Genomic DNA, 23,666 nt, shown 5'->3' with positions numbered 1-23,666 from the left:
CTAGCTTTATTTTAACAAAGAAAAAGATCCAACGATAGTTTTCAGCAAAAAAATAGTCGCAGCATCGACAGCTACGACTAATTCAGAATCGATTTAAAACTAATTGCGATTGAAACCGCCAAAAATATTTAATAAACTGATAAACAAGTTAATAAAGTCCAAATAAAGTTGCAATGCTCCCATTAAGGCCAGATTATTCTCATTGATCTGACCCGCCGTCTGAAAATACAGCTGCTTAAACTTCTGTGCGTCCCAAGCGGTCAACGCGGTGAAGATAATAACTCCAATAAATGAGAAAACAAACATGATCACTGAACTTTGTAAAAAGATGTTAATTAGTGAAACAATCACTAATGCAATCAAAGCTGCCAAAGCTTGCGTACCAATTCTTGAAAGATCCTTTTTGGTTGTTGTTCCAATCACTGCCATCGTAGCAAAAACGGCCGCAGCTCCAACAAAAGCCATCGTTACATCCAACTTAGCATAGGCAGACACAATGACACCAAAAAACAAACCTTCAATTACTGCATACGAAAGTAGTCCAAAAGCTGTCATGACCGGTGAGCGGTCGGCTTTAAACGACATACCCAAAACAATGGCAAACTGCAGACCGAAAAGAATCCAAACTATTAATTGATTCTGTGCAATAAAATTAATTGTTTGAGTATAAAAGACATTGGAAATTAGGTAAGCAATCACTGCAGAAATAGCAATTGCCCCAGCCATAAAACCGTACATTTTAGCTAAAAAGCCCTGCAATCCCACCTCATTGGGATTAATAATTACTCTTTGTTGATCTTCATTCATTAGCATTCACTCCTATCGTAACTCTTGACACATTTAAAACCTCATGTGGTGGTTTGACCATAACAATAGCATCCAAAACCCGACTTACTTGCTCATTAGCTGTCACAGATATCGTTACAACCTCTTTCATCTTATCAACTTTAATGACTGTCAAGCTAAATGTCAAATTTTCATTCTGATAAACAGGTTTGAGATAATTGATTGCCAGATTAACAATTTGACTTCCTGGACCCGGTAAGATTTTTGAAACTGTTGTTGTAATAATACTAGTAACTAACATTCCTGGCACTATTTTGGCTTGGTAGCCTTGTTGCCGAGCGTATTCAATGTTTGAATATAGTGGGTTTTGATCATCTGTCATTCCTAAATAAAGCAAAACCTGCTGGTGGTCAATACTTTCATTGACAGTCAGTGTTTCTCCTTCTGCTATTTCATCAATCGTTTTTCCAAATCTCTGTCCATCACCAGACATCGACTGCGCCACCTCCAGTAGTTTTATGATTGTATTCTAACATACTGCTTAAAATCTCTCAATTAATTACCTCATACTCGACACAATAAAAATGCCGGGAAGCCTTTGCTCTCCAGCATTTTAAACAAGTATTAATTATTTTTTAAACTTAAATTGCTCAATAAGCGTTCATAAGCATATTCATACTTCTGAATATCACCTGCACCCATGAAGACTACCACCGCATCACGAAAATCAAGTAACGGTGACATATTATCAAGCTTAAGCACTTCTCCACCTTTTGATATCTTGCTGCCCAAATCGTCACTTGAAACACTTCCGTTGTGCTCACGAATCGAACTGAAAATATCTGTCAAGAAAACTTTGTCTGCCAAATTCAAACTTTCAGCAAATTCATCCATTAAAGCAATCGTTCGACTAAATGTATGCGGTTGAAAAACAGCAATAATTTCTTTTTTAGGATATTTTTGCCGAGCCGCATCCAAAGTTGCCTTGATTTCTGATGGATGATGAGCATAATCATCAATAATCGTCATATCAGCCACTTTTTTCTCAGTAAAGCGGCGTTTAACACCCTTAAAACTCAATAACTCACGTTTAATTTCTTCCTGTGGTACTTGCTCACAATAAGATACCGCAATCACTGCTAAGCTGTTTAAAACATTATGTTCTCCAAATAAAGGAATTTTATAATTGCCCAAGAATTCTTCCTCGCGGTAAACATCAAACGTTGACCCCTGCGTTGTCCGCTTAATATTAGCTGCACGAAATTCATCGTTTTCCTTTATCCCATAGTAATGAACCGGAACCGAAGCTTTTAAATTCCGTAAATATTTATCCTCACCCCAAGCAAAAATTGCTTTTTTAGTTTGATTGGCAAGTGTCGTAAATGCATCAAATACATCCTCAACCCCCGTAAAATAATCTGGATGATCAAAGTCAATATTTGTCATGATCACATAATCTGGATGATAAGCTACAAAATGACGCCGATATTCATCCGCTTCAAACACAAAAAAACGTGCAGCCGGAACACCCTTGCCGCTGCCATCGCCAACCAAATAACTTGTGGGAGCAATTCCGCTTAAAACATGAGCTAGTAAGCCAGTTGTACTGGTCTTCCCATGTGAACCAGCAATTCCAATACTAGTAGTTTCCTGAATAATTTTTTCAACCATTGCTGGGTAGCTGAAAATTTGCAATCCTAATTCATGAGCCTTTTTAATCTCTGGATGATCTTGATCAAAAGCATTACCTTGAATAATTGTCAATCCAGAATGAATATTTTTTTCATCAAAAGGTAAAATTTTAATCCCAGCTTGTTCTAGTCCGCGCTGAGTGAATGTATACTTGTCGATATCCGAACCTGTTACTTTTAATCCTTTGTCGTTTAAAAGCAGCGCCAGTGAGCTCATACCAGTACCCTTGATTCCGACAAAGAAATATGTTGTCTCCTTATCCATGATCGCATCTCCTTTATTGCTGTTTACCATGTTTGCAACCATTGCTAAGTTTACCATAAAACAGTCTGATTTTGTGTTAAGATTTTTTCAATCAATTTTCAGTAAGATCTTCTTGTTTAATGAAAACTTTTCGTGGTTTAGAACCGCGCGCTGCTGAAATATATCCGCGGGTTTCCAGTTCGTCGATCAAACCAGCCGCCCGATTATAACCGATTGAAAAAACCCGCTGCAACTTTGAAGTTGAAATTGTGTCTTCATTAACTAAATATGCCATCACTTGTGGAAAAAGATCATCTTCCTTTTCTTCAGCTTGCACAGTTGCTTTTAAGCTTGTCGGGTCAAAAACATAATTTGGCTGTGAATGTTGCCGCAAATAATCGGTTATTCGATCAACTTCATCGCCGACAAAAGCACCTTGTAAACGAATCGGCTGACTTGAACCACTTCCTAAGTACAACAGATCGCCCTTTCCTAAAAGCCGCTCTGCTCCAGCAGCATCGAGAATCGTTCGTGAATCGGTTTGACTTGAAACCATAAACGCAATCCGCGTTGGAATGTTGTTTTTAATCGTTCCAGTTACCACATCAACACTGGGACGTTGAGTAGCAATCAGTAAATGAATTCCCGCTGCTCGCGCTTTTTGCGTGATCCGGGCAATGTAATTTTGGACATCACTAGAAGCTACCATCATCAAATCTGCTAATTCATCGATTACGACGACAATATACGGCAATTGCAAACCAAACTGCTGGTGTTCAGCAGCCTTTTGATTATAACTTTCAATATTTCGTACACCAGCTGATGCTAAACGTTGGTAACGATCTTCCATCTCCTCAACTACCCATTTTAGTGAAGCTGTGGCAGCAGCTGGATCAGAAATAACCGGTGCTAACAATTGGGGCAAATCATGATAAGCCGCTAGTTCAACAGCTTTTGGATCGATCAAAAGCCATCTAACTTGATCAGCGGTCGTTTTATACAGCAAAGAAATCAGCAAACTATTAATAAAAACTGATTTGCCTGCCCCAGTCGCTCCCGCGATTAAGCCATGCGGCATTTTTCGCAGATCCATGATTCGTGGTTGTCCAAATAAATCCACCCCTAATGCAACTGTCAAAGGTGAAGCTGCTTGCTGAAAAGTTTTTGCATTAAGAATTTCCGCCAACATGACTGGACGTGACTGCAGATTAGGAATTTCAATCCCAACGCTGCTTTTCCCGGGAATTGGGGCTTCAATCCGAATATCCTTAGCAGCTAGTGCTAATTTTAAATCATCACTCAAATTGGTAATCTTATTGACTTTGACTCCTGGTGCAAGTTTGATTTCAAATTGAGTAACTGTCGGCCCAACTGTCCAGTTGTCAACACTGGCTTTAACATGGAATGAGGCTAATGTTTGATTAAGTATTTCGCTTTCATTTAAGACCCAATCGTCCATCGATTGATCAATTGCTGAAATTGGCGTTGGTAACAATTCTAACGGCAAATTTAATTTCTTGTCAGTCTCAGCTGTTGAAATTTGCTGATCACAATTAAAGGCAGAAGTCGCTAAAATTTTGGGCTGATCGATCAATCCCAAATGCTGATCCTTTGATTGTTTTTGTAGCTGCAAGTCGGTATTAACAGGCAACTCTGGCTGGCGAGAAATCATCGCCGACTTAACTTTTGCGACTGATTCTTGCTTTGAGCCCTCACTTGATTCATTAGTTCGCTTAACTTTAATTACTGCAGGGCCATCAGTTTGGACCTGAATAGCTGGTCTAACATTTACTGTTCCTGTCGATGTATTTATTTCTGAGTTATCACTGCCTGTTGAAGATTTGAAGACTGACGATTTATCATCCCTACTCAGCTCATAAGCAGCTTTAGTTGATTGATTTGAAACTTGCTGATTTTCTGTCACGTTCTTGGTAGCTAAGCTCAATTTAGCGGAAACATCCTTTTTCACAGAAATTTCTTTGGCATTTGCTAAATCATCCGTGGCAACTGGTTCAAACAGCAAATAACTTTCAGGTGACTTGACCATTGCTGCTAAAATCTGCTGATATTTTGGAGTAGCTTTTGGCTGACGCAAATTCTGAAGTGACGGCGGAACATAACTTGGATGAAAGTTATGCAATTCACTTTTTGTCTGCCGATTAAATTTTTTATCAGCAATTGAATGCTCAGGTTCTGGCAGCTTTTTTTTTAAACGGAAAATTGCTGGGCCATCATAATGTTCCATAATTAATACCCCTCGTCTTACTAAAAATCTCACACTTCAAATAAATAACCGGAAATTCAGCTTCCACTGACAAATTCCGGCCAACATGATCTTTTTAAAATTTCCAATCAGCTTTTTGAGCTTGGTGCAGATCAAAAATTGAACCCACTTGATATTTCTCAGGTGACAAAACTAAAATGCCTCTTTTTTGAGGAGCATGCGGTAATTTTAATTCACGAGCTGCACAAATCATGCCATTACTGATTGCACCGCGCAAGTTCCCAGGCCAAATAATTTCTCCGTTGGGCATCATTGCACCAACTTTAGCTACTACCACTGTTTGTCCAGCAGCTATGTTAGGTGCCCCACAAACAATTTGTAATTCTTGATCTTTATCAACCTTTACTTGCGTTAAGTGCAAATGATTTGAATTTGGATGTGGTTCGCATTTTTCAACATAGCCAACCACAAATTTAGCATCCTGATCAGCCAATAATGTATAATCTATCCCCGCAGCCTGTAATGCCTGGTTTAATTTTTTCAACTGCTGGAAACTTAAAACAATTTGACCGGTTGCAGTTAAATCGCCTAAAAGTTCGGAAACTTTGAAAAAATTAAAACCAATAATCTGGCCGGTTTCCTGATCAGCAATTTGAACAATGTTTGCTTTCCGGCTAACTCTTTGTTCAGCCTTTGCTTGACCTAAAACTACCAGCAAAACATCTCCCAGTTGAGCTGGGTTATAACAAGTAATCAACATTCCTAGAACTCCCTCAAAAATTAATCATTAAGCCTTTGTCAAAAAAGTCTCAACTTCAGCTTTAGTTTTACGATCTTTGTTAACAAAGCGACTGATTTCTTTGCCATTTTCGTAAACAACAAAACTCGGAATACCAAGGATCCCCATTTCTTGACATAGATCAAGATTCTCATCACGATCAATTTTTATAAATTTGTATTGCGGAAAGTCCTTTTCAATCTCTGGCATCGCAGGTTTGATAAATTGACAATCAGGACACCAACCAGCTTCAAAGAAAAAGACAAACTTGCCCTTAGCAAATTTTTGTTGCAAAGTCTGCTGATCAATTTTTTCCAATTTTTGCATAAACGCTACCTCCAATAAGTTTGCTTTTATTATAAAGCAAGTTACGTTTGAAACCAAAATTTATAATTTTTTGCACCACTTTTTTTAGTTGTGCTATACTCAATTTAAACAATTACCGAGGAGGTTTTCCCAATGAAAATCAAGACCAACATTTTTTTCCCACTTATTTTTGGTGCTATTGCTGGATTTATCAGCGGATTACAAGCCAACGGAAATCTCCAGCAGCCAACCAAACTAACGCCTCAGCAAATCCTTAAAAAAATTCGGGCAGCTTTCCAAGCAGAGACACCAGTCCAAGATTCTTGGATCAACATGCAGCCACAACATTTTCAACGTTTTGCTTTAAAGGCAGATGTTTATCGTGGTGGAATTTCACGTTTAGAAGATCAACAGTTGATTCAATATGACTTTTTGGCTGATGCTAATACTGGCAGTGTGCTGGAGCTAAAGCGCAGTAATTATCTTAAAAATCCCATTGCTAGCAATTAATTAAATTTTCAATAACGAGCCTGAAAGCAAGATTTTTGCTTTCAGGCTTTTGATTTATCAAACTAGTCAAAATGCGCAATCAATTTGAAGATTGGTTGCCCCTTTTGGCTAAACTTTTCCTCGTATTCAGTCATAACATTGGTTTCACTGGCTTCACTGTGATGCAGATCTAACCAAATCTCATCAAATTTCATGCCAAAATTGTTTAAACTTTTTACTGAAAATTCAAAAAAACCTTGATTATCGGTTTTAAATTCAATTTTTCCATTTGTTACCATTACTTGCTGATATTGACTTAAAAATGTTTGATAAGTCAAGCGACGTTTAGCTTGCTTTTTTTTCAGCCATGGATCCGAAAAGTTTAAAAAAATCCCATTGATTTCACTACCTGCAAAAAAATCCAGTAATTGATTACCATTGCCGCAAACTAGTTGGAGATTGGTCGGCATCTCATCTATTTGTAAGAGTTTCTTAAGGGCTACGGCTGCCACCGTAGTCTGTAGTTCCATTCCAAGATAGTTATTCTCAGGATGTTTTCTTGCCATCTCAATGATAAACTTTCCCTTGCCCATGCCGATCTCTAAATAAAGCGGGGCTTCTTTTGCAAATCGTGATTGCCATTTTCCGCGATAAATCGCTGGATCAGTCACTATTATAGCTGGATGTTTGGCAATCAGCGGTTTCGCCCAAGGTTTGTTACGCAAACGCATAAATTTATCCTCCTTGCTCTAAAACAAAAACAGACACATTCAATTCTGAATATGTCCAAAAGTTTTATTGATTTAAATCAATTTTTTCAAATATCTTGGCTAAATCCAATATGTTTCGGTTCATTTCAAAGAAACGACCACGCTGGTGAAAATCCTTGATCTCAAGTAACAATTGCAGCATCTCATACCACTGAAGTCTTTTTTCCAATTGCCGATCAACTCTGATCTGATACTTGTTGATTAACCAATCTTGCCAATCCTGACGTGGAACATACTGACGCATTAACATACTTAAATCCAATGCTGGATCAGCTAAAGCCGCTGATTCCCAATCTACTAAGTACAAACGGCCACTATCTGAAAGTAGCCAATTTTTATGATTTAAATCACCATGACTAACTTGATAATGACGAAAATTTAAAATTGGCTGATTAGCCCGCAAAAAATTAGCAACCTGTTTTAATAACGGATGATGCCGCAAGTCACTGCTTAATCCCCGAAAATAATTGCTGAGCAGATCTGCCGGAGAAAGATAGATCCCACCAACTTGCCGTAGCATTTTTTTCAGCAAAGCCGAATGATGCACCCTGGCAATCAGCTTTGCCACGACAGGATCTTTCATCTCTTCTCTTTTTAAGCAACGCCCATTCAGCCACTCCTGAGCTGTTAGTGTATCTCCAGTCGAAGTGTGTTTTGTCCACACTAAGCGCGGCGTTATTTTTTCAAGTGACAGTGCAGCCAGAAATGGTGAAGTATTACGTTTAATAAATAACTTCTGCTGTTCCTCATTAATTCCCATGTAAGCCATTCCGGTACTGCCACCGATTGGTCTGATCTGCCAGCCGTTATCTAGTCTAAAGTCCATGACGGCCAGTCCTCTCTGATTTAGTACTCAACTAAATTATAGTCTACAAAACTTTAAATCTAAGTGTCAAGTTCTTTTTTTTAGATATGACAATAAAAATAAATTGTTCAGTAACCAAATTTCTATTAAAACGCTAATAGCTTCAAACAGCAAACGTTTAAGATCAAACTCGATCAACTGACCAATCACCAGTAAAATCACTGTCGCCGCCAACATTAATTTCCAATTCAATCTTTTAAAAGCTTGATACTTGGTCCCTTTGTCGACTGGATAAAGATAAGTTAAAGCATTATCATCAAAAGTAAAATATAATGGAAACTGCTGAAAGCCAATTAAATAGATAAAAATCAGATCTAAGATTATTGGCAGCCAAAACCCCTTTAGAATTACCTGTAAAATTCCTGCTAAAACAACTAACCGTAAAAATAGGCCACTATACTCACTACGACGTAAAAAGCTGCGCAAAAACAAGAAATCATAAATATTTTGTGATTTCTTAATCGATGGCAAGCAGCCATCCAACCAACGCAAACGATAAACTCGGCCTTTGATCTGCGGGACATCAATGAACAAATTAATTACCCGATAAATTGATTGCATCCGTTGCTGCTCATTTTTGATCATTTGTTGCCAATTAAATATCCTTTTACTTTTAGAAAATCGATGTAATAAAACTTGTCCAGCGATCACGACCACTGGCAAGAAAAGACTGCATAAATTGCTGGTCCAAACATATAAAGCTAAACAGACTAGCGGCAGCAGCCATTTAGCTGTTGATAAATGCCAAGCAGAGGCCTTTCCCCAACTAAAGGCCTGATCTTGCTGGGCAACCAGCCAAATCAGCTTTAAAAGCAACTGCAAAACTAAAAGCCCCAGCAACAATGGCCACGACCAATTTAATCCCTGTCCCACTAACGGTAATGTTATAAACCAAGCAACCACTTGCCAGCTTGCACCGACCAGATATGAGTGTTTAAAGGCCTGTCTTAAATATCCCGGTATTTGGTACTGTTCAGGGGCTAAAAAAATCACATCTGCTGGCTGCAATAAAGTTGTTAACCGTCCAATCTGCAGCCACAGCAATAACCAAAGGATCACTACTGGTTTTTCCCACCAATTTGGCTGATCAGGCAAACTTTTGACCAGATTTGAATAAGCTAATGCCAAACCGCCCATGAAAAAAAGGAGGGCAATCACAAAATGATCATTCAAAACATATTTTGCATAACGCAAAAGAGTATTCAAATAATTTTGCTTACGTTTTTTCCATAATTCATTCATGTTGTCTGTCTTCCTTAGTGAGTGCAAAATAAATATCTTCTAACTGATTCGAGCTTGTTTGTGATTGTTTTTCCAGTTCGGCTAGATTCCCCTGTGCTTTAATTTGTCCTACCTGCAGCAAAACAAAATAATCACATTTTGTCTGAGCAGTACTCAAAACATGGGTCGACATTAAAATTCCAGCACCTCTTTTTTTCTCCTTAGTTATCAATTCCAGTAAATCACGCGTCGCTAACGGATCCAAACCCAAAAATGGCTCATCAATGATATAATAATCAGCCTGGGTAATAAAGGCACAGACAATCATAACTTTTTGCCGCATTCCTTTTGAAAACTTAGCTGGGAACCAGTTTAATTTATTGTCTAGCCGAAAAATTTTCAACAGCTGCCGAGCGAGCTCCCAAGCAGTTGTTAGATTTAAATCGTAAGCCTTAATTGTTAAGTCAAGGTGTTCCTTTAAAGTTAATTCTGGATAAAGTAGCGGCATTTCCGGAATATAAGCTAAACTCTTTTTATACTTGCGCGGATCTTGTTCTAAGGTAACATTATCAATTGTAATTGTGCCTTGTTGGGGTTGCAGCAAGCCGATAATATGATTGATCGTCGTCGACTTACCGGCTCCGTTCAAGCCAATCAAGCCAACCAACTCACCCGGTCTGACTTGAAAAGATATTTTCTTTAAAACCGGGATCTGTGAATAACCGCCAACTAAATTATTGATTTCAAGTGCCATTGAATACTCCTTTCTAAGCAAAAAAAATGCTAATTATTAATTACTAGCTTAAAAGCTCTACTAGTGTTAGTGTATACTAAAATTAATGGATTAGAAAGAAGGTTATTTTTATGGATGATTGTATTTTTTGTAAAATTGTTAGCGGTGAAATTCCTAGTATCACAGTCTATGAAGATCAAGAGGTCAAGGCTTTTCTTGATATCTCGCAAGTGACACCAGGCCACACACTCTTGGTACCCAAAAAGCACGTTACTGACATTTATGCTTATGATGAACAATTAGCTGAGGCTGTTTTTTCTAGAGTACCAAAAATTGCGCGGGCAATCAAAACAAGCAACCCAGCGATCGAGGGATTGAATATCATCAATAATAATGGCAAAGTTGCTTATCAATCGGTCTTTCATTCACATATCCACTTTATTCCGCGCTATAACGATCAAGATGACTTCAAAATGATTTTTAAAGATAACTCAGCAACTTATAATGCGGAAAAATTACAAACAATTGCCGATGCCATCAAAAAACAACTGGAGGATTAATTATGAGATGGAAAAGATTTCTGTTTTTGGGAACTAGTTTAACTGCTGGTGTCTGGCTCTATAGAACCATTAAGCAACAGCAATTATCCATAACTGAAAAGCAGGAGTTGAATGATGCTTTGCAAAAAATTGGCAACTCTATAAAAGCAGTTAATAAGAATACTCAATTATTAGAAAAAGAGCTTGCCAATTCAACTTTTACAGCTGACTTAGAAAAATCATTTATTGAATATCAATTTAAAATTAGTCCAATTTTAGAACGATTAGCAATGCTGCAGCAAAAATTTTTCAAAATATAAAGACTTTCGCGAATGAACCATGAATAAAAAGTGAAATTTTTTGTAAATTTTACTATTTTAACTGTCTTGGTTCACTGCTTGTGTTATAGTTATAAACGTTAGTTATTAACTGAATACTTTAGATTGGATGTGTTTTAGATAATGAAAAAATGGTTACTTGCAGCAGCCGGGGTCATACTAACACTGTCTCTGGGAGCATGTTCCAAAACCGTCGCTACTACTTCCGGCGGTAAAATTACTGAGAGTGCATATTATGATAGCATGAAGAAAACTTCTTCTGGTAAACAGATCTTGGAACAAATGATTCTGGATAAGGTCTTAGAAAAAGATTATGGAGACAAGGTTTCTCAAAAGAAAGTTAATAATACTTATAATACTTATAAGAAGGAATATGGATCATCATTTTCTTCACTTCTCTCACAAAACAGTATGACTAAGTCGAGTTTTAAGAAGTCCATTCGTTCAAGCCTGTTACTAAAAGAAGCTGTTAAGGATCACGTAAAAATTACCAATAAGAAACTGAAAAAGCAATGGAAAGAATATCAACCCAAAACAACAGTTGCTCATATTTTAGTTTCTAAGAAGGCAACCGCCGAAAAAATTATTACTCAATTAAACAATGGAGCAAGTTTCAGCAAATTAGCTAAAAAATATTCTACTGATAGTTCAACTAAGAATAAAGGTGGCAAATTATCAGCTTTTGATAATACCAATACTTCTCTTGCTTCAAGCTTCAAGAAGGCAGCCTTCAACTTGAAACAAGGTGAATATACAAAAACACCTGTTAAAACAAGCTATGGCTATCATGTCATTAAATCAATCAAACGGCCGGCTAAGGGCAAGATGTCAGATCACATTGCAGAACTTAAAAAACAGATTATCAGTGATGATATGAATGATTCAACTGTTTTGCAAAGTGTTATCTCAAAAGTCTTAAAAGGTGGAAATGTTTCAATTAAGGATGATGACTTGAAGAATATTCTTTCTAGTTACTTATCTTCAAGCTCAAGTTCTTCAAGCAATTAAGGGTCTCGGTTAAATCGTATTGGTGGAACTATGAAGTCCTTCGAATGGAGGGCTTCTTTATTTTGCAAAAGAATTCTGATATAAAAAGTAAGCCAGCTTTTTGAATCCATAACAAAAATGTTTAAGTTCTTGGCTTTTACGGTAGATCCCGCTATTGGTATTGAGTGTCATCAAATGGAACTTGGTCAAAGTTGTCCCATTTTTAATCTGTGATGGCAACGCTAAGGCCAGCATGAATCATCTTAAAAATAACCAACGCCAAAACTAACAGCTCTAAGATCTTCAACTTTAAAGGATTGATATTTGGATCTTTTATTTGGAGTAAGCGTGCGATAGAATCTAACTGGGACATGGTTTCTACTTCTTTTGATTGGGTTTAGATACTTAAATCGTATCACCGGATACCATATGTCCTTTAACATATAAAATAAAAAAACTGATATTGGATTTTATGTTCCACCAATATCAGAAGGTATTGACCCCAAAAACGGTGACTAACATTAGTCACCGTTTTTTTGAAATTTATTTTCTTGACGTAACGTATCCTTCAAATCTTCACTTGGACGATAGAAATTGCGACCATCCATTCCAAAAATCTTTTCAGAAAACTTACCAGGTTCAGTATGATCCAAAACCCCGCTCAACATTTGAATTGAGGCATCCAGCTGATCAATTTGATGTAAAACCTCAGCCTCTAAGATATGCGGACGAATTGGTGAACCATATTCAAGCAAACCATGATGCGACAAAATCAGATGCCTGAGCAGTAAAACATCCTCTTGATTTTCCGAGATCTGCAACTGATGACAAGCTTCAACGATCTGCTCATCAATCAAAACAATATGGCCAATCAAATTCCCAGCTAAAGTATAGGCAGTCGCTGTCGGTCCAGAAAGTTCAACTGTTTTACCCATGTCATGCAAAATCACTCCTGCATACAACAGCGAAGCATTAATCACCGGATATTGATCGGCAACTGCATGAGCCAACCTCAGCATTGATAAAGTATGATAAGCTAAACCACCGGCAAATGCATGATGATTTTTTTTAGCAGCAGGATACTTAAAAAAAGCAGCATGATTTTTATTCAACAAATAGCGTACTATCCGATTCCAATTTGGATTAACGATTTCAAAAACTGTTTGGTTGATCTGGCTTTCCATCTTTTCAGTCGCGATCGGCGCCTGTCTTAAATATAAACTGCTATTATTCGGTTCTAATTCAGTTGCCAATCTTAAATGCAAAATTTTAATTTGCGGATTTCCTTGATAAATCTCGCGCTTTCCTTTCAGCAAAACCACTTTACCTGGCTGAAATTCAGCAATTTCATGCTCTGAAGCATCCCAAAATTTAGCACTGATTTCTCCCGAACGATCAGTAAAGGTAAAAGAAATGAATTTTTTACCATTTTTAGCCACCCGCACATCAGCAGCCTTGATCAGGACAAATAATTCAAGACCTTCGTTAACTTGATAGTCGTAAATTTTTTTGGAACTCAAGCTGATTCCTCCCTAATTGGGTTTAACAAAATATTTTAATTAATCATGATAAAGTTCATCAACTGGTTTAAACATAATTTGACTAATTTCATCTAGCAAATGAGCCAGCCCTTGTTCTTTTTGCATCAAGTCGACAATCAAAGGATTTTTTTGGACTCTTTCACCTAGATCTTTTAACTGATTGATGTCTTCATCTTTTAAAGTCCCATTAGCTTGTTTCTTTTGAAACTCGATTTGCTTTTGCTGAAATTTTTTAAACATTGCTAAAGCCAGCGGATCCAGTTTAATTTTGGCATAGGCGCCTTTGAGAGCTAAGAACTCACTCGTTTGTTGCAGATCTTCTTCCAGTTGATTAGCTGTATCGTAAATATTTACCATGGTTTCTCCTCCAATATTAAGTTGATCATCGTACTTTAATCAGTGTAACATGAATCAGTCATTTTTTTTCGTTAATTACCTACTTTCCAAAAATGTCTTGAAATTTTTGTTTTCCTTGTTCAAACAAACTGCTGGCTTTTTCGCCTAAACCTGAAGTTGATTTTGAAAATTTATCTTTTAAATTGCTGCCAGCATTTTCAATCGTTTCCCACAAATTGTTGCTCGATGAAGTCGCGCTGTTCAGGCGGACTGATGCACTCTTAACTGTAAATTTTGTTCCAGCAGTTTGTGGCAAAATCGCCTGCATTTGTTCCTTAAACAATGCTGACCCACCACGCGTTCCTTCATTGGTTAAGGAATATTTGCTAGAATCAAAACCAACCCAAGTTGCTAAGACAATGTCTGGAGTATAGCCAATATACCAATGATCACGATCAGAAGTCGACCCCAGGGAACTTTGAGTTGTACCAGTCTTGCCAGCAATCGTATAACCACTTGGTTTTGCGTTAACTCCTGTCCCAAGATTATAAACATCCATCATCATGCTGGTCATTTCCTGGGCTTGACTTTTACTAATGATTCGCTTAGAGGAAACCTTTTGATTATTAACGATCACTTTTCCAGTCGCATCAACAATTTTGGTAATCAGATGTGGTGATTTTTTTACGCCATTATTAGCAAATGTTGCATAGGCACTTGCCATTTGATATGGCGATTCACCCTTTTTCAGTCCTCCCAAGGCTAAACTTAGATTGTCATCACTTGAAGTAACATTTAAACCAAATTTTTTGGCCATTTGATACCCACGATCGACGCCAATTTTGTTCAATAACCAGACCGTCGCGGCATTTTTGCTGTCAGCTAAAGCCAAATACATCCTGATTTTGCCCGCATATTCATTATCATAATTATGTGGCGTATATTTATTGGTACCATAAGATTGAAGCTTATCTTCCAAATAAGAATCATAATGATACCCAGCCGCTAAAGCTGGCGCATAAACAGAAATCGGTTTGATCGTTGACCCAGGCGAACGAATCAACTGAGTTGCCCGATTGTAACCTCGAAAAACATGTGAACCCTCGCGGCCGCCAATCAAGGCTACCACTCCGCCAGTTTTCGGATTAATCGCTACTGATGCTCCTTGAGCTTTAGTCCCATCGCTAGCATTATATGGGAACAATGTCGAATCGGCAAAAGCATTCTGCAAATCAGTCTGATAATTCTGGTTTAGGGAAGTATAAATCTTATACCCACCATTCATAATTTCTGATTCAGTCAAGCCATACTTGGTAATGGCTTCATTGATCACGGCATCAAAATAATACGGATACTTATAACCAGACTGGTAGTGGTAGCGATCCTTGGTCGTCATTGAGGTTTGCTGGTAACTTTTAGCTTGTGAAGCCGTCAACTTCTTATTTTCAACCATTAAATTCAAAACCAGGTTACGCCGCTCTTTAGAGGCATGTGGATGATCAATCGGATTATAGCCATTAGGACTAGTCAGCATCCCGGCTAGTGTTGCCGCTTCCGGAACGGTCAATTGACTGGCATGCACGCCAAAATATTTTAAAGCTGCATCTTCCGCTCCCCAAACACCATGTCCAAAATAGGCATTATTCAAATACATCGTCAAAATTTCTTTTTTAGAATATTCGTTTTCCACCTGCATAGCAATAAAAATCTCTTTGGCCTTGCGAGAAAAAGTCTGTTCTTGAGATAAAAATGCATTTTTAACTAATTGCTGAGTTAAAGTACTACCACCGCCACTAATATAATTTCGGCCAGTCAGCTGATTACGAAGATATAACAACCCTGCGCGGGCGATTCCTTTGAACGAAAAACCATATTCATGGTAGAAGTTCCGGTCCTCGGTCGAAATTACCGCATTTTGCAAATTGACCGAGATCTGACTTAAAGACTTCCACGTTCCTTTTTGCGAATACAAATAACCAGCCTTTTGATCGTTGTAATCATAAATTTCTGTTGAGCGTTCCAGGCGAGCTTTTAAATCATCAACTTTGGCAGTTTTGGCAACAAATACTAAATACGTACTAATCAGCAAAAAGAAACCTAAAAAGCAAATAATCAACCAACGCGTCAGACAATAGCGATGCCAAATCTGCTTCAACTGCTTGGCAAATGCCCGTCGCCAATTTTTTAAACCTTGTTTAATTTTTTCCCACACTAAATTAAAATTTGTTTTCAAACTATCAATCCTTACTGATCAGATCAATCCTGTGACTGTAAATGCTCTTTGAAAATCTGATTTATTTTAGCTGCTTGCTCGGTTGTTTGGCTGAAGATGACGATCGTATCGTAACCTGCCAATGTACCGACGATCTGGGACAAGTCCAGATCATCAATGATTGCCGATAAGACGTTCGCGTTATGAGGCAGTGTCTTAACGACATTCAAGAATTGAATTTGCGTGATCCCCGTCACCATTTCATTGATATTAGCATAGAGTTGCTGCTTTTCTGAAACCGGGTCTTCTTTAAAGATAACATAGTGTTGTTTGCCATTGGATGATTGTTCTTTAACGATCCGTAGTTCACGAATATCACGCGAAATCGTTGCTTGAGTTGCCTTAATGCCTTGCTTTTCTAAAGCAATCATCAGCTCCTCTTGATTGGCGATTTCTTCTTGACTGATCAACTGTTCAATTGCTGCTTGTCTGATTTCCTTTTTCATTTGAACCCCTTCATCTTTTATCTCGTTGTTTTTTTAATTATAGCAAAAAAAACAGCGGTGTTAAAACCGCCGAGCAATCTAATTAAAATCTTTATATTCGATAAACAACTGTTCTTTTAGTCTTTTTTCCTTATACCCGACTCGGATAACTAAGTTTCGACTAGCTAATTCACTGAAAATTCTCCTAACTGTTCGATCGGTTGTTGAAGCACTAACAGCCAGATCATGAACCGTGATCCATTTTGGTAAGACTCGATCCCCATTTTCAGCTTTTGGACAAAACTTCTCCCCCCAAAATAAAAGCTGCTTAATAACCCGGTCACTTGGTCTAATTGCTGTCGAAATTATTTGCTGTCTATAGATATTTTCTAGTAAAATTTTATTTTTAAAAGATAAAAAGAAGCTAATTTTTTCATTGTTTGAAATCATCTTTTTTAAAATATCTATCGGTATCAGCAAAGCCAAGCCATTACATTTTCCCAAAATCTCGGTAAATAACAGCCGACTTTCATCCCAATTTTCCAGCTCATAGAAACCGCTATCAGTTTTAACGAAAGTTGTCCGGCTTAACTCTAGGTCAACTGCCGAATACAAATAATCCTTCGTTAAAAAAATTTTAGCTCCACAATCATTTTGAGTTGACTTAGAAAGAACAGCCGCACCCTGCAGAATTATTAAAAGGTATTCATCAAGTCTAAAATCGAGACTTAAATTCTGATTCTTCTTGAAATCTTTAACCCGACCACGAATTAGCAAACTTTTCTGCAGACTATTATCCAGCCACGGAAAAAACTTTAGCTTTGAGATTAAATGATGTTTGTCATCTCTTTTCATAACTTTCCCCACTTTTTAAAAATAATTTATTACACAAATAATTATATCAAAAAACTTAGGGGAAGGAAATATAGGGTTTAATTTTTTTATTCAAAAAGCCGTGTCTAATAGTAACACGACTTTCAAATTATTTTTAATTGTTACATCTCATCTGGTGCTTTAACACCCAAAAGACGCAAAGCTTCTTTCAAAACGATTGCCACAGCATCGACCAAAGCTAAACGACCATTTAGACCGGCATCTTCATTTAAGACCCGGTGGTGAGCATAATATTGATTGAACGCTTTAGCCAAGTGTAGTGCGTACTTAGCAATGACTGAAGGTTCATATTCAGCAACCGCCCGTCCAATCATTGACGGGAAATCTGCCAATTTTTTAACGATCTCCCAGGTGTCTGGACTTACCTGGCTGGACAACTGTAACTGACCGGTCAACTTTCCAAGATCTTTACCGGATTTACGCAGAATACTTTCTGCTCTGGCATGAGTATATTGCACGTACGGACCAGTTTCACCTTCAAAACGAACAACTTCTTCCAGATTAAAATCAAAACTATCCATTCGATTGCTTTTCAGATCATGAAAGACAACTGCTCCAACCCCAACAGCTTCAGCAACTTCAGTCTTGTCCTTTAAGCCAGGATTTTTTTGCTCAATTTGTTTTTGAGCTAAAGCCACTGCGTCATCAAGCACCTTTTCCAACAGAATTACTCGCCCAGCCCGCGTTGACAGCTTATGGCCACCTGAAGTAATCAACCCAAACGGAATATGATGAATCTGGTCGGACCAATCGGCACCCATTTCGTGTAAAACAGCTTTCAACTGTTTAAAATGATTAGTTTGTTCGCTACCAACGACATAAAGTGATTGCACAAAGTGGTAGGTCCGTTTGCGGTAAACAGCAGCAGCCAAATCCCGCGTGATATATAAAGTCGCTCCGTCAGTCTTTTTGATCAAAGCCGGATTTAAATGATACTTGCTCAAATCCACAATCTGAGCACCGCGACTTTCATGCAACAAACCCTTGTCCGCCAAGATTTCAACAATTTCTGCCATTTTATCATTATAAAAGGCTTCCCCATTATATGAGTCAAACTCAACTCCCAGCCGATTATAAATTTTCATGAAAGTCTGCAAGGAAATTTCGCGAAACCATTTCCAAAGTCCCATGGCTTCTGAATCTCCGTCTTCCAATTTTTTAAACCATTCACGTGCTTGATCATCTAATTCAGGATGCTCGACATCTACTTGATGAAAACGAACATAATACTGCAGTAATTTGTTGATTGGATCCTTTTTTACGTCTTCTTCTGATCCCCAAAGCTTGTAGGCGGTAATCAGCTTACCAAACTGAGTTCCCCAATCACCCAAATGGTTGATCTTAATTGGCTGATAATTGACTTTTTTCAACAGTTCAGCTAATGAATTGCCGATCACTGTTGAACGTAAATGTCCCATTGACATTGGCTTGGCAATATTCGGTGAAGACATATCGATCGGAACATTGCCGCCTTGACCCAAATCTTGCTGACCAAACTTAGACTGCTGAGCCAAAATAGTCTCTAAAATCTGTTGACTGAATTTTTGCTTATCTAAAAAGAAATTTAGATACGGGCCAACAGCCTGGACTTTTTCAAATTGTGTTGCATCGATTTTTTCAGCCAAATCAGCAGCAATTTTAACTGGTGACTGATGCATTTCTCTGGCTAAGATAAAGGTTGGAAAAGCCAAATCCCCTAATTTGCTTGATTTAGGAATTTCCAATAAACTATTAAGCTTTTCTGATGCGATCTCAATTGGTAAGACCTGCTGAAGACTTTGAACGACTTGTACTTTAAAATCCATAATCTTCACTCCTTAAAATTAAAATATTTGTGATAAAAAAAACTCTTACATTAATAAATGTAAGAGACGAGATTCCCCGCGGTACCACTCTAGTTGATCATTAACGATCCACTTATAAATTTATATCAATTGCCCACAAAAGCACGCTTCAACTGTCCACAGTACCCGGCTTCCACCATTCCAGATTCGCTTCAACTTAAAAACAGCCTACTTCTCTTTTGCGATCTTAAGCGGGTGACGAGAATCGAACTCGCGACGCTAGCTTGGGAAGCTGGTGTTTTACCACTAAACTACACCCGCAAGACAGCTTCTAGTATAGCATAAAATACTTTCACTGTCAGCAACTTTTATTTGATTTGCTTCATACTTTTTAAGCGAACGATCGCCCGCTTATGGAAATCATTAACGGCCACTTCATCCTCTTGGTCATGCTCCAAAATTTTGACTAGAGCTGAATTTTCATAAATTTTTTCAATGCTGCCGACAAAGTCATGATTTAGGCTGCCGAATTTTTTACATTTCACTTTTTGTCCGATTTTAAACTCACTATCCATTTGATCACCTTTTCAATTATTCTTTATCAATTTACACTTTTTAAACATAATTCTCAAGAAATTCACTCATTCAAACAGGCAACTTTTTTGGCTGTTTGTACTCCTGCCAAATGCTGGGCTTGCCGGCTCTTGTGCTTGAGCATTTTGATGGCTTGAAAATAAGAAATTCCTAAAACTAAGCATGAACCTAACCAAGCTAATGGATTGGCAAAGCAAGCTCCCATATAACCCAAAGAATTGGCTAAAACTAAAGCCGCCACACAGCGCATTGCTAATTCAGCCATTCCAGCAAGAGTTGGCACAACACTTTGTCCCAAGCCCTGCAAAGTATAACGCAAGATAAACAAAATCGCTAGGATAAAATATGCAGACCCATTGACGTTAAAATAAACTTGCGCCAGATTCAAGACCTCTTTAGCTGCTTTGCCGACGAAGAGCGTTACCATCGCTTTACCAAAGGAAATCACCAAAACTCCGCCAAAAAGGCTGAAAATAACGGAAACCAGCAAACACTGCTTGACCCCTAAAAGAATCCGATCATATAATTTTGCCCCATAATTTTGAGCAGTAAAAGTTGCCATGCCAATTCCTAACGACATCATCGGTAAAGTAGCAATTTGGTCAATTTTGCTGGCCGCCGTTGTCGCTGCAACAGCTGTTGTACCTAAACCATTGATTGCTGATTGAATCATGATCGAACCAATCGCAATAATTGAAGCCTGAAAAGCCATTGGCAAACCAATATAAAGATGATGAGCTATTTTTTTCCAAGTAATTGCTTGAAAATCTTGCTTATGCACCTGCAATAAGGGAATATGGCGAATAATATATCCTATACATAACAAAACTGATAGGAACTGAGCGATAACGGTGGCAAATCCTGCACCACTAACTCCCATTTTAAAAATTAAAATAAAAATCAGTTCCAAAATAACATTTACAACAGCCGCGATAATCAAAAAATAAAGGGGCGTCCGGCTATCACCCAGAGCCCGAATAACATTTGATAATAAATTAAATGCCATTGAAGCAAAAATACCCGCAAAAATTATGGAAATAAAAGTCTGGGCATTTTTTTCAATGTCTGCTGGTGTCTGCATCAGTTGGAGGATCAAATGAATAAATGTCAAACTGACAGCTGTTAAGAAAACTGTTACCACCGCACAAATTACGATACTTGTTGCAAAGCTTTGACGGACTTGTTGATAATCATGTGCTCCAAAATACTGAGCCGTTAAAATTGATAATCCGGCGGTCAGGCCTTGAGCGAAACCAATAATCAAAAATTGGATACTGCCTGTCGAGCCAACTGCTGCCAGCGCCTTAACTCCCAGTGTTTGTCCAACGATCAAAGTATCTGAAATACTGTACAGCTGCTGAAAAAAGTTACCAATGACTAACGGCAAAGTAAAAAGGATGATCAGCTTGATTGGGCTGCCCTTAGTTAGTTCTTTCAATATAATCCTCCTGTAATTCAAGCAAAAACACTTCATCAAAATCATGTTTTTAAATCATAGCACAAAATTTATTAATTGCAATACTATTCTTGAATTTTTTTTAAGTTGTCATCAGAAATTAATTATGCAAACTTCAGCTAGATTTCCCTTTGAAATGTTAACTACCATTTCTCGCCGTAACGACTGGCTAAGTAGTCTTGAATTGCTCTGACAAAAGCTTTAGTTGAAGGCGTTTGTTTGGCCTCAGAGTGCGTAACCAAACAAATCGTCCGGTAAAAATGTTCCTTAAAGGGATAATAATTGACATTGCCGGAAAGCTTCTGCAAGGCCAGTTCAGGTAAAATTCCTAATCCCAAACCACTTTCAACCATCGCAATGATTGAAGCATCATCAATACTATAATGAATTGAATTTAAAGACACTTGATAAGTATCTAAAGCTTTTTTGGTGTCTCGATCATAATCAATCTGTTGCAAAATAAAATTTCGGCCTTCAATATCATCAGCGGTGACAATCTCTCCGGCTTGCGGCTTGAAGCTTTCTGGTGTTACGCAATAAATTGGATCACGATGTAAAGGAATAACTTCCAACTTTTCTTTAATTGGCAAAGCACTAAAGCCAATATCAATCGTACCAATGCGAACTTGTTCAGCAACGGCATTAAAATTTCCTTGCGTAACCGACAATTCGATTTCCGGAAAACTTTTCTTAAAACTGCGAATAATATCCGGCAGCCAATTAATGCAAACGCTACTGAACGCTCCAATTCGAATCCGTCCTTGATTTAAACCGTTGATTCGTGCAGCTTCTTCGGCTAATTTAGCCTCATCATTTAAAATATCTTGGATAACTGGTAAGATTTTTTCACCATCTTGGGTTAATTTAACTCCCGTTCGATTGCGAATAAAAAGTGAAAAACCAAGTTCTTTTTCCAAATTAGTGATTGAATGGCTAATAGCAGAAGGGGTTACATTTAATTGACTGGCAGCAGCCAAAAAAGTTTCCTGCTTCGCTACTTCACTAAAAACTTCATACGCAAAAGTTGACATTAAAGCTTACCTTCCTTTGTTGAATTAATTTCACTTTAAATTGAACAAAATGAATTTTACTTAATAATAAATCTAGTTTACACTATTAGCAAGCACAAATATTGTCAAGGAGGATCTAATTATGATACCAAATATTTCATATCGTCATCACCAAGGAACTTCAAGTTTAGCTGCTTTGTTCTCCTTGAGTGATCGTCCTAACTCAATTTCATTTTCCGGCGGGTATCCAGATCCTGCTCTTTTCCCTAAAAATGAACTAGAAAAAGCTTTTCAAAAAAGAATCATGCTTGCTTCTGCTGATCTCTTCCAATATCAATCCGTTTTAGGCACCCCTGCCTTACGAATAAAAATCAAGCATTACGTTCAAAAATTAGGTGTTGAGGCTGAACCTGATCAAATTATGTTGACCCAAGGCGGGCAAGAAGCAATCAAATTATTAGCCAGCCTATTTCTTGATAAACACGATGGACTCGCCGTTGAAGGGCCAACCTACATTGGAGCAGTCGAAGCTTTCAATGAATATCAACCAACCTATTATGAAATTCCAATGCAGCCTGATGGAATGGATCTCGATTTTTTGGAAAATCAATTGCAGCAACAGCAAATCAAATTAATTTATGTTATTCCTAATTTTCAAAATCCGACTGGTTATTGCATGTCAATCGCAAAAAGAAAACGTTTGGCAAAACTAGCCAGTACTTATGATGCTTTAGTGATCGAAGACGACCCTTATCGCGAATTACGCTATCAAGGTCAAAGCTTGCCACCAATCAAAGCTTTCGATCAAACAGGCAACGTGGTGATGGTTAATAGTTTTTCAAAAATTCTATCTCCTGCCCTGCGCTGTGGCTGGCTATTAGCTGATCCTAAAATCATTGCACCTCTTTCAACTTTACGGCTTTCTTTTGACTGCCAGTCTTCCAATGTTGTTTTGGAGGCCATCGATCAATACCTAAATGACAATGACCTTGAAGCCCATATTCGCCAGCTTCGAAAAACCTATCGAACCAAACTGCAAGCTATGTTGACAGGCTTAGCCGAAAATTTACCGAAAAATTGTACTTTTTCCAAACCAGCGGGCGGCTTTTTTGTCTGGGTGACGCTTCCAGCGGAACTCGATGCCCAAAATTTACTCAAACTGAGTAAAGGTGTCACTTTTTTGCCAGGTAAAGACCTCTTTGTTGTTTCACATCAGTCAAATCATTTGCGGTTGAACTTTACTGGAGCAACAACTCAGCAAATCAAACAGGGTTGTCAAGAACTGGGGCAGGCAATTCAACAGGCTTTGCAACCATCGATCGTTTAAACACAAACCATATCTTAACACGTCAGATAACAATAAAAAAGGATAACTAAAAAAAT

25 protein-coding genes and 1 tRNA gene are annotated in these 23,666 nt (G+C 37.9%); 5 read left to right on the top strand and 21 right to left on the bottom strand.

The features are described 5' to 3' along the window. Window positions 1–99 precede the first annotated feature (99 nt). The 6 genes from KH893_RS03780 to KH893_RS03755 form a co-directional block, all read right to left on the bottom strand. The gene (locus KH893_RS03780) at window positions 100–807 is read right to left on the bottom strand and encodes a Bax inhibitor-1/YccA family protein (protein ID WP_281164812.1); all 708 of its coding nucleotides are present in this window, start codon (window positions 805–807) and stop codon (window positions 100–102) included. Next, entirely contained in the window at window positions 800–1,279 is a 480-nt protein-coding gene (locus KH893_RS03775) for a MaoC/PaaZ C-terminal domain-containing protein (RefSeq protein ID WP_281164811.1), read from the bottom strand. Before KH893_RS03775 ends, KH893_RS03780 begins: the two co-directional genes overlap by 8 nt. A 131-nt stretch (window positions 1,280–1,410) precedes the next feature. Next, on the bottom strand, window positions 1,411–2,742 hold the full coding sequence (murC, locus tag KH893_RS03770) for a UDP-N-acetylmuramate--L-alanine ligase (RefSeq protein WP_281164810.1): 1,332 nt from the start codon (window positions 2,740–2,742) through the stop codon (window positions 1,411–1,413). Window positions 2,743–2,833: 91 nt separating this feature from the next. Then, window positions 2,834–4,966 (bottom strand): DNA translocase FtsK, encoded by a 2,133-nt coding sequence (locus tag KH893_RS03765; protein WP_281164809.1) that lies wholly within the window; start codon window positions 4,964–4,966, stop codon window positions 2,834–2,836. Window positions 4,967–5,060: 94 nt separating this feature from the next. Further along, a complete protein-coding gene (ytpR, locus tag KH893_RS03760) occupies window positions 5,061–5,705 on the bottom strand; it encodes a YtpR family tRNA-binding protein (protein ID WP_281164808.1) in 645 nt (214 codons plus the stop codon). A 27-nt stretch (window positions 5,706–5,732) separates the two neighbouring features. After that, window positions 5,733–6,050, bottom strand: coding sequence for a thioredoxin family protein (locus tag KH893_RS03755; protein WP_281164807.1), 318 nt, complete (start codon window positions 6,048–6,050; stop codon window positions 5,733–5,735). A 132-nt stretch (window positions 6,051–6,182) separates the two neighbouring features. On the opposite strand from KH893_RS03755, the gene KH893_RS03750 reads away from it, so the two are divergent. After that, the gene (locus KH893_RS03750; protein WP_281164806.1) at window positions 6,183–6,539 is read left to right on the top strand and encodes a hypothetical protein; all 357 of its coding nucleotides are present in this window, start codon (window positions 6,183–6,185) and stop codon (window positions 6,537–6,539) included. Window positions 6,540–6,601: 62 nt separating this feature from the next. Here KH893_RS03750 and trmB read toward each other — a convergent pair whose 3' ends face one another. The 4 genes from trmB to KH893_RS03730 all read right to left on the bottom strand — a co-directional run bounded on the left by trmB (window position 6,602) and on the right by KH893_RS03730 (window position 10,128). Then, window positions 6,602–7,249 carry a tRNA (guanosine(46)-N7)-methyltransferase TrmB gene (trmB, locus tag KH893_RS03745; RefSeq protein WP_281164805.1) on the bottom strand — a complete coding sequence of 216 codons (648 nt, stop codon included), beginning with the start codon at window positions 7,247–7,249 and terminating at the stop codon, window positions 6,602–6,604. A gap of 64 nt (window positions 7,250–7,313) precedes the next feature. Then, entirely contained in the window at window positions 7,314–8,114 is an 801-nt protein-coding gene (locus KH893_RS03740) for a phosphotransferase family protein (protein ID WP_281164804.1), read from the bottom strand. 66 nt (window positions 8,115–8,180) lie between these two features. Continuing rightward, window positions 8,181–9,395, bottom strand: a complete 1,215-nt coding sequence (locus KH893_RS03735) for an ABC transporter permease (RefSeq protein ID WP_281164803.1) — start codon at window positions 9,393–9,395, stop codon at window positions 8,181–8,183. Next, on the bottom strand, window positions 9,388–10,128 hold the full coding sequence (locus KH893_RS03730) for an ABC transporter ATP-binding protein (RefSeq protein WP_281164802.1): 741 nt from the start codon (window positions 10,126–10,128) through the stop codon (window positions 9,388–9,390). The genes KH893_RS03735 and KH893_RS03730 overlap by 8 nt, the downstream gene beginning before the upstream one ends. Window positions 10,129–10,238: 110 nt before the next feature. On the opposite strand from KH893_RS03730, the gene KH893_RS03725 reads away from it, so the two are divergent. From KH893_RS03725 to KH893_RS03715, 3 genes are all read left to right on the top strand, one after another. Continuing rightward, on the top strand, window positions 10,239–10,667 hold the full coding sequence (locus KH893_RS03725; protein ID WP_281164801.1) for an HIT family protein: 429 nt from the start codon (window positions 10,239–10,241) through the stop codon (window positions 10,665–10,667). A 2-nt stretch (window positions 10,668–10,669) separates the two neighbouring features. After that, entirely contained in the window at window positions 10,670–10,966 is a 297-nt protein-coding gene (locus KH893_RS03720) for a hypothetical protein (protein WP_281164800.1), read from the top strand. Window positions 10,967–11,107: 141 nt separating this feature from the next. Next, window positions 11,108–11,992, top strand: coding sequence for a peptidylprolyl isomerase PrsA (locus KH893_RS03715; RefSeq protein ID WP_281164799.1), 885 nt, complete (start codon window positions 11,108–11,110; stop codon window positions 11,990–11,992). A gap of 202 nt (window positions 11,993–12,194) precedes the next feature. Here the strand turns inward: KH893_RS03715 and KH893_RS03710 are convergent, their stop codons facing one another. The 11 genes from KH893_RS03710 to KH893_RS03660 form a co-directional block, all read right to left on the bottom strand. Then, window positions 12,195–12,344 carry a hypothetical protein gene (locus KH893_RS03710; RefSeq protein ID WP_281164798.1) on the bottom strand — a complete coding sequence of 50 codons (150 nt, stop codon included), beginning with the start codon at window positions 12,342–12,344 and terminating at the stop codon, window positions 12,195–12,197. Window positions 12,345–12,492: 148 nt separating this feature from the next. Further along, window positions 12,493–13,491 (bottom strand): 3'-5' exoribonuclease YhaM family protein, encoded by a 999-nt coding sequence (locus KH893_RS03705; protein ID WP_281164797.1) that lies wholly within the window; start codon window positions 13,489–13,491, stop codon window positions 12,493–12,495. Between the two features lie 39 nt (window positions 13,492–13,530). Then, complete coding sequence (locus KH893_RS03700) at window positions 13,531–13,869, bottom strand: YlbF family regulator (protein WP_281164796.1); 339 nt, start codon at window positions 13,867–13,869, stop codon at window positions 13,531–13,533. Window positions 13,870–13,948: 79 nt separating this feature from the next. Then, window positions 13,949–16,081 (bottom strand): PBP1A family penicillin-binding protein, encoded by a 2,133-nt coding sequence (locus KH893_RS03695; RefSeq protein WP_427859761.1) that lies wholly within the window; start codon window positions 16,079–16,081, stop codon window positions 13,949–13,951. Between the two features lie 23 nt (window positions 16,082–16,104). Continuing rightward, the gene (locus KH893_RS03690; protein ID WP_281164795.1) at window positions 16,105–16,566 is read right to left on the bottom strand and encodes an arginine repressor; all 462 of its coding nucleotides are present in this window, start codon (window positions 16,564–16,566) and stop codon (window positions 16,105–16,107) included. 78 nt (window positions 16,567–16,644) lie between these two features. Continuing rightward, a complete protein-coding gene (locus tag KH893_RS03685; protein WP_281164794.1) occupies window positions 16,645–17,400 on the bottom strand; it encodes a cyclic nucleotide-binding domain-containing protein in 756 nt (251 codons plus the stop codon). A 140-nt stretch (window positions 17,401–17,540) separates the two neighbouring features. Continuing rightward, window positions 17,541–19,244 (bottom strand): arginine--tRNA ligase, encoded by a 1,704-nt coding sequence (gene argS, locus KH893_RS03680; RefSeq protein WP_281164793.1) that lies wholly within the window; start codon window positions 19,242–19,244, stop codon window positions 17,541–17,543. Between the two features lie 229 nt (window positions 19,245–19,473). Continuing rightward, a tRNA-Gly gene (locus tag KH893_RS03675) sits at window positions 19,474–19,544 on the bottom strand. Between the two features lie 47 nt (window positions 19,545–19,591). Then, window positions 19,592–19,798: a DUF2187 domain-containing protein gene (locus KH893_RS03670; protein WP_281164792.1), complete on the bottom strand. Its 207-nt coding sequence runs from the start codon at window positions 19,796–19,798 to the stop codon at window positions 19,592–19,594. A gap of 62 nt (window positions 19,799–19,860) precedes the next feature. After that, a complete protein-coding gene (locus tag KH893_RS03665) occupies window positions 19,861–21,255 on the bottom strand; it encodes an MATE family efflux transporter (RefSeq protein ID WP_281164791.1) in 1,395 nt (464 codons plus the stop codon). Window positions 21,256–21,416: 161 nt separating this feature from the next. After that, entirely contained in the window at window positions 21,417–22,304 is an 888-nt protein-coding gene (locus KH893_RS03660; protein ID WP_281164790.1) for a LysR family transcriptional regulator, read from the bottom strand. Window positions 22,305–22,425: 121 nt separating this feature from the next. On the opposite strand from KH893_RS03660, the gene KH893_RS03655 reads away from it, so the two are divergent. Further along, a complete protein-coding gene (locus KH893_RS03655) occupies window positions 22,426–23,610 on the top strand; it encodes an aminotransferase-like domain-containing protein (protein ID WP_281164789.1) in 1,185 nt (394 codons plus the stop codon). Window positions 23,611–23,666: the final 56 nt, after the last annotated feature.

This window comes from Liquorilactobacillus sicerae (assembly GCF_029916425.1).
Classification (GTDB): domain Bacteria; phylum Bacillota; class Bacilli; order Lactobacillales; family Lactobacillaceae; genus Liquorilactobacillus; species Liquorilactobacillus sicerae.
Note: the sequence above shows the minus strand (reverse complement) of the source record. Positions and strands in the feature narration are given on the sequence as shown.

Bases quoted from the DNA above. Each gene is read 5' to 3' on its own strand.
- KH893_RS03750 (WP_281164806.1), top strand. From the start codon at position 6,183: ATGAAAATCAAGACCAACATTTTTTTCCCACTTATTTTTGGTGCTATT.
- KH893_RS03735 (WP_281164803.1), bottom strand. From the start codon at position 9,395: ATGAATGAATTATGGAAAAAACGTAAGCAAAATTATTTGAATACTCTT.
- KH893_RS03740 (WP_281164804.1), bottom strand. From the start codon at position 8,114: ATGGACTTTAGACTAGATAACGGCTGGCAGATCAGACCAATCGGTGGC.
- KH893_RS03775 (WP_281164811.1), bottom strand. From the start codon at position 1,279: ATGTCTGGTGATGGACAGAGATTTGGAAAAACGATTGATGAAATAGCA.
- KH893_RS03700 (WP_281164796.1), bottom strand. From the start codon at position 13,869: ATGGTAAATATTTACGATACAGCTAATCAACTGGAAGAAGATCTGCAA.
- KH893_RS03715 (WP_281164799.1), top strand. From the start codon at position 11,108: ATGAAAAAATGGTTACTTGCAGCAGCCGGGGTCATACTAACACTGTCT.
- KH893_RS03690 (WP_281164795.1), bottom strand. From the start codon at position 16,566: ATGAAAAAGGAAATCAGACAAGCAGCAATTGAACAGTTGATCAGTCAA.
- trmB (WP_281164805.1), bottom strand. From the start codon at position 7,249: ATGCGTTTGCGTAACAAACCTTGGGCGAAACCGCTGATTGCCAAACAT.
- KH893_RS03660 (WP_281164790.1), bottom strand. From the start codon at position 22,304: ATGTCAACTTTTGCGTATGAAGTTTTTAGTGAAGTAGCGAAGCAGGAA.
- KH893_RS03725 (WP_281164801.1), top strand. From the start codon at position 10,239: ATGGATGATTGTATTTTTTGTAAAATTGTTAGCGGTGAAATTCCTAGT.
- KH893_RS03655 (WP_281164789.1), top strand. From the start codon at position 22,426: ATGATACCAAATATTTCATATCGTCATCACCAAGGAACTTCAAGTTTA.
- murC (WP_281164810.1), bottom strand. From the start codon at position 2,742: ATGGATAAGGAGACAACATATTTCTTTGTCGGAATCAAGGGTACTGGT.
- ytpR (WP_281164808.1), bottom strand. From the start codon at position 5,705: ATGTTGATTACTTGTTATAACCCAGCTCAACTGGGAGATGTTTTGCTG.
- KH893_RS03670 (WP_281164792.1), bottom strand. From the start codon at position 19,798: ATGGATAGTGAGTTTAAAATCGGACAAAAAGTGAAATGTAAAAAATTC.
- KH893_RS03755 (WP_281164807.1), bottom strand. From the start codon at position 6,050: ATGCAAAAATTGGAAAAAATTGATCAGCAGACTTTGCAACAAAAATTT.
- KH893_RS03730 (WP_281164802.1), bottom strand. From the start codon at position 10,128: ATGGCACTTGAAATCAATAATTTAGTTGGCGGTTATTCACAGATCCCG.
- KH893_RS03710 (WP_281164798.1), bottom strand. From the start codon at position 12,344: ATGTCCCAGTTAGATTCTATCGCACGCTTACTCCAAATAAAAGATCCA.
- argS (WP_281164793.1), bottom strand. From the start codon at position 19,244: ATGGATTTTAAAGTACAAGTCGTTCAAAGTCTTCAGCAGGTCTTACCA.
- KH893_RS03765 (WP_281164809.1), bottom strand. From the start codon at position 4,966: ATGGAACATTATGATGGCCCAGCAATTTTCCGTTTAAAAAAAAAGCTG.
- KH893_RS03780 (WP_281164812.1), bottom strand. From the start codon at position 807: ATGAATGAAGATCAACAAAGAGTAATTATTAATCCCAATGAGGTGGGA.
- KH893_RS03720 (WP_281164800.1), top strand. From the start codon at position 10,670: ATGAGATGGAAAAGATTTCTGTTTTTGGGAACTAGTTTAACTGCTGGT.
- KH893_RS03685 (WP_281164794.1), bottom strand. From the start codon at position 17,400: ATGAAAAGAGATGACAAACATCATTTAATCTCAAAGCTAAAGTTTTTT.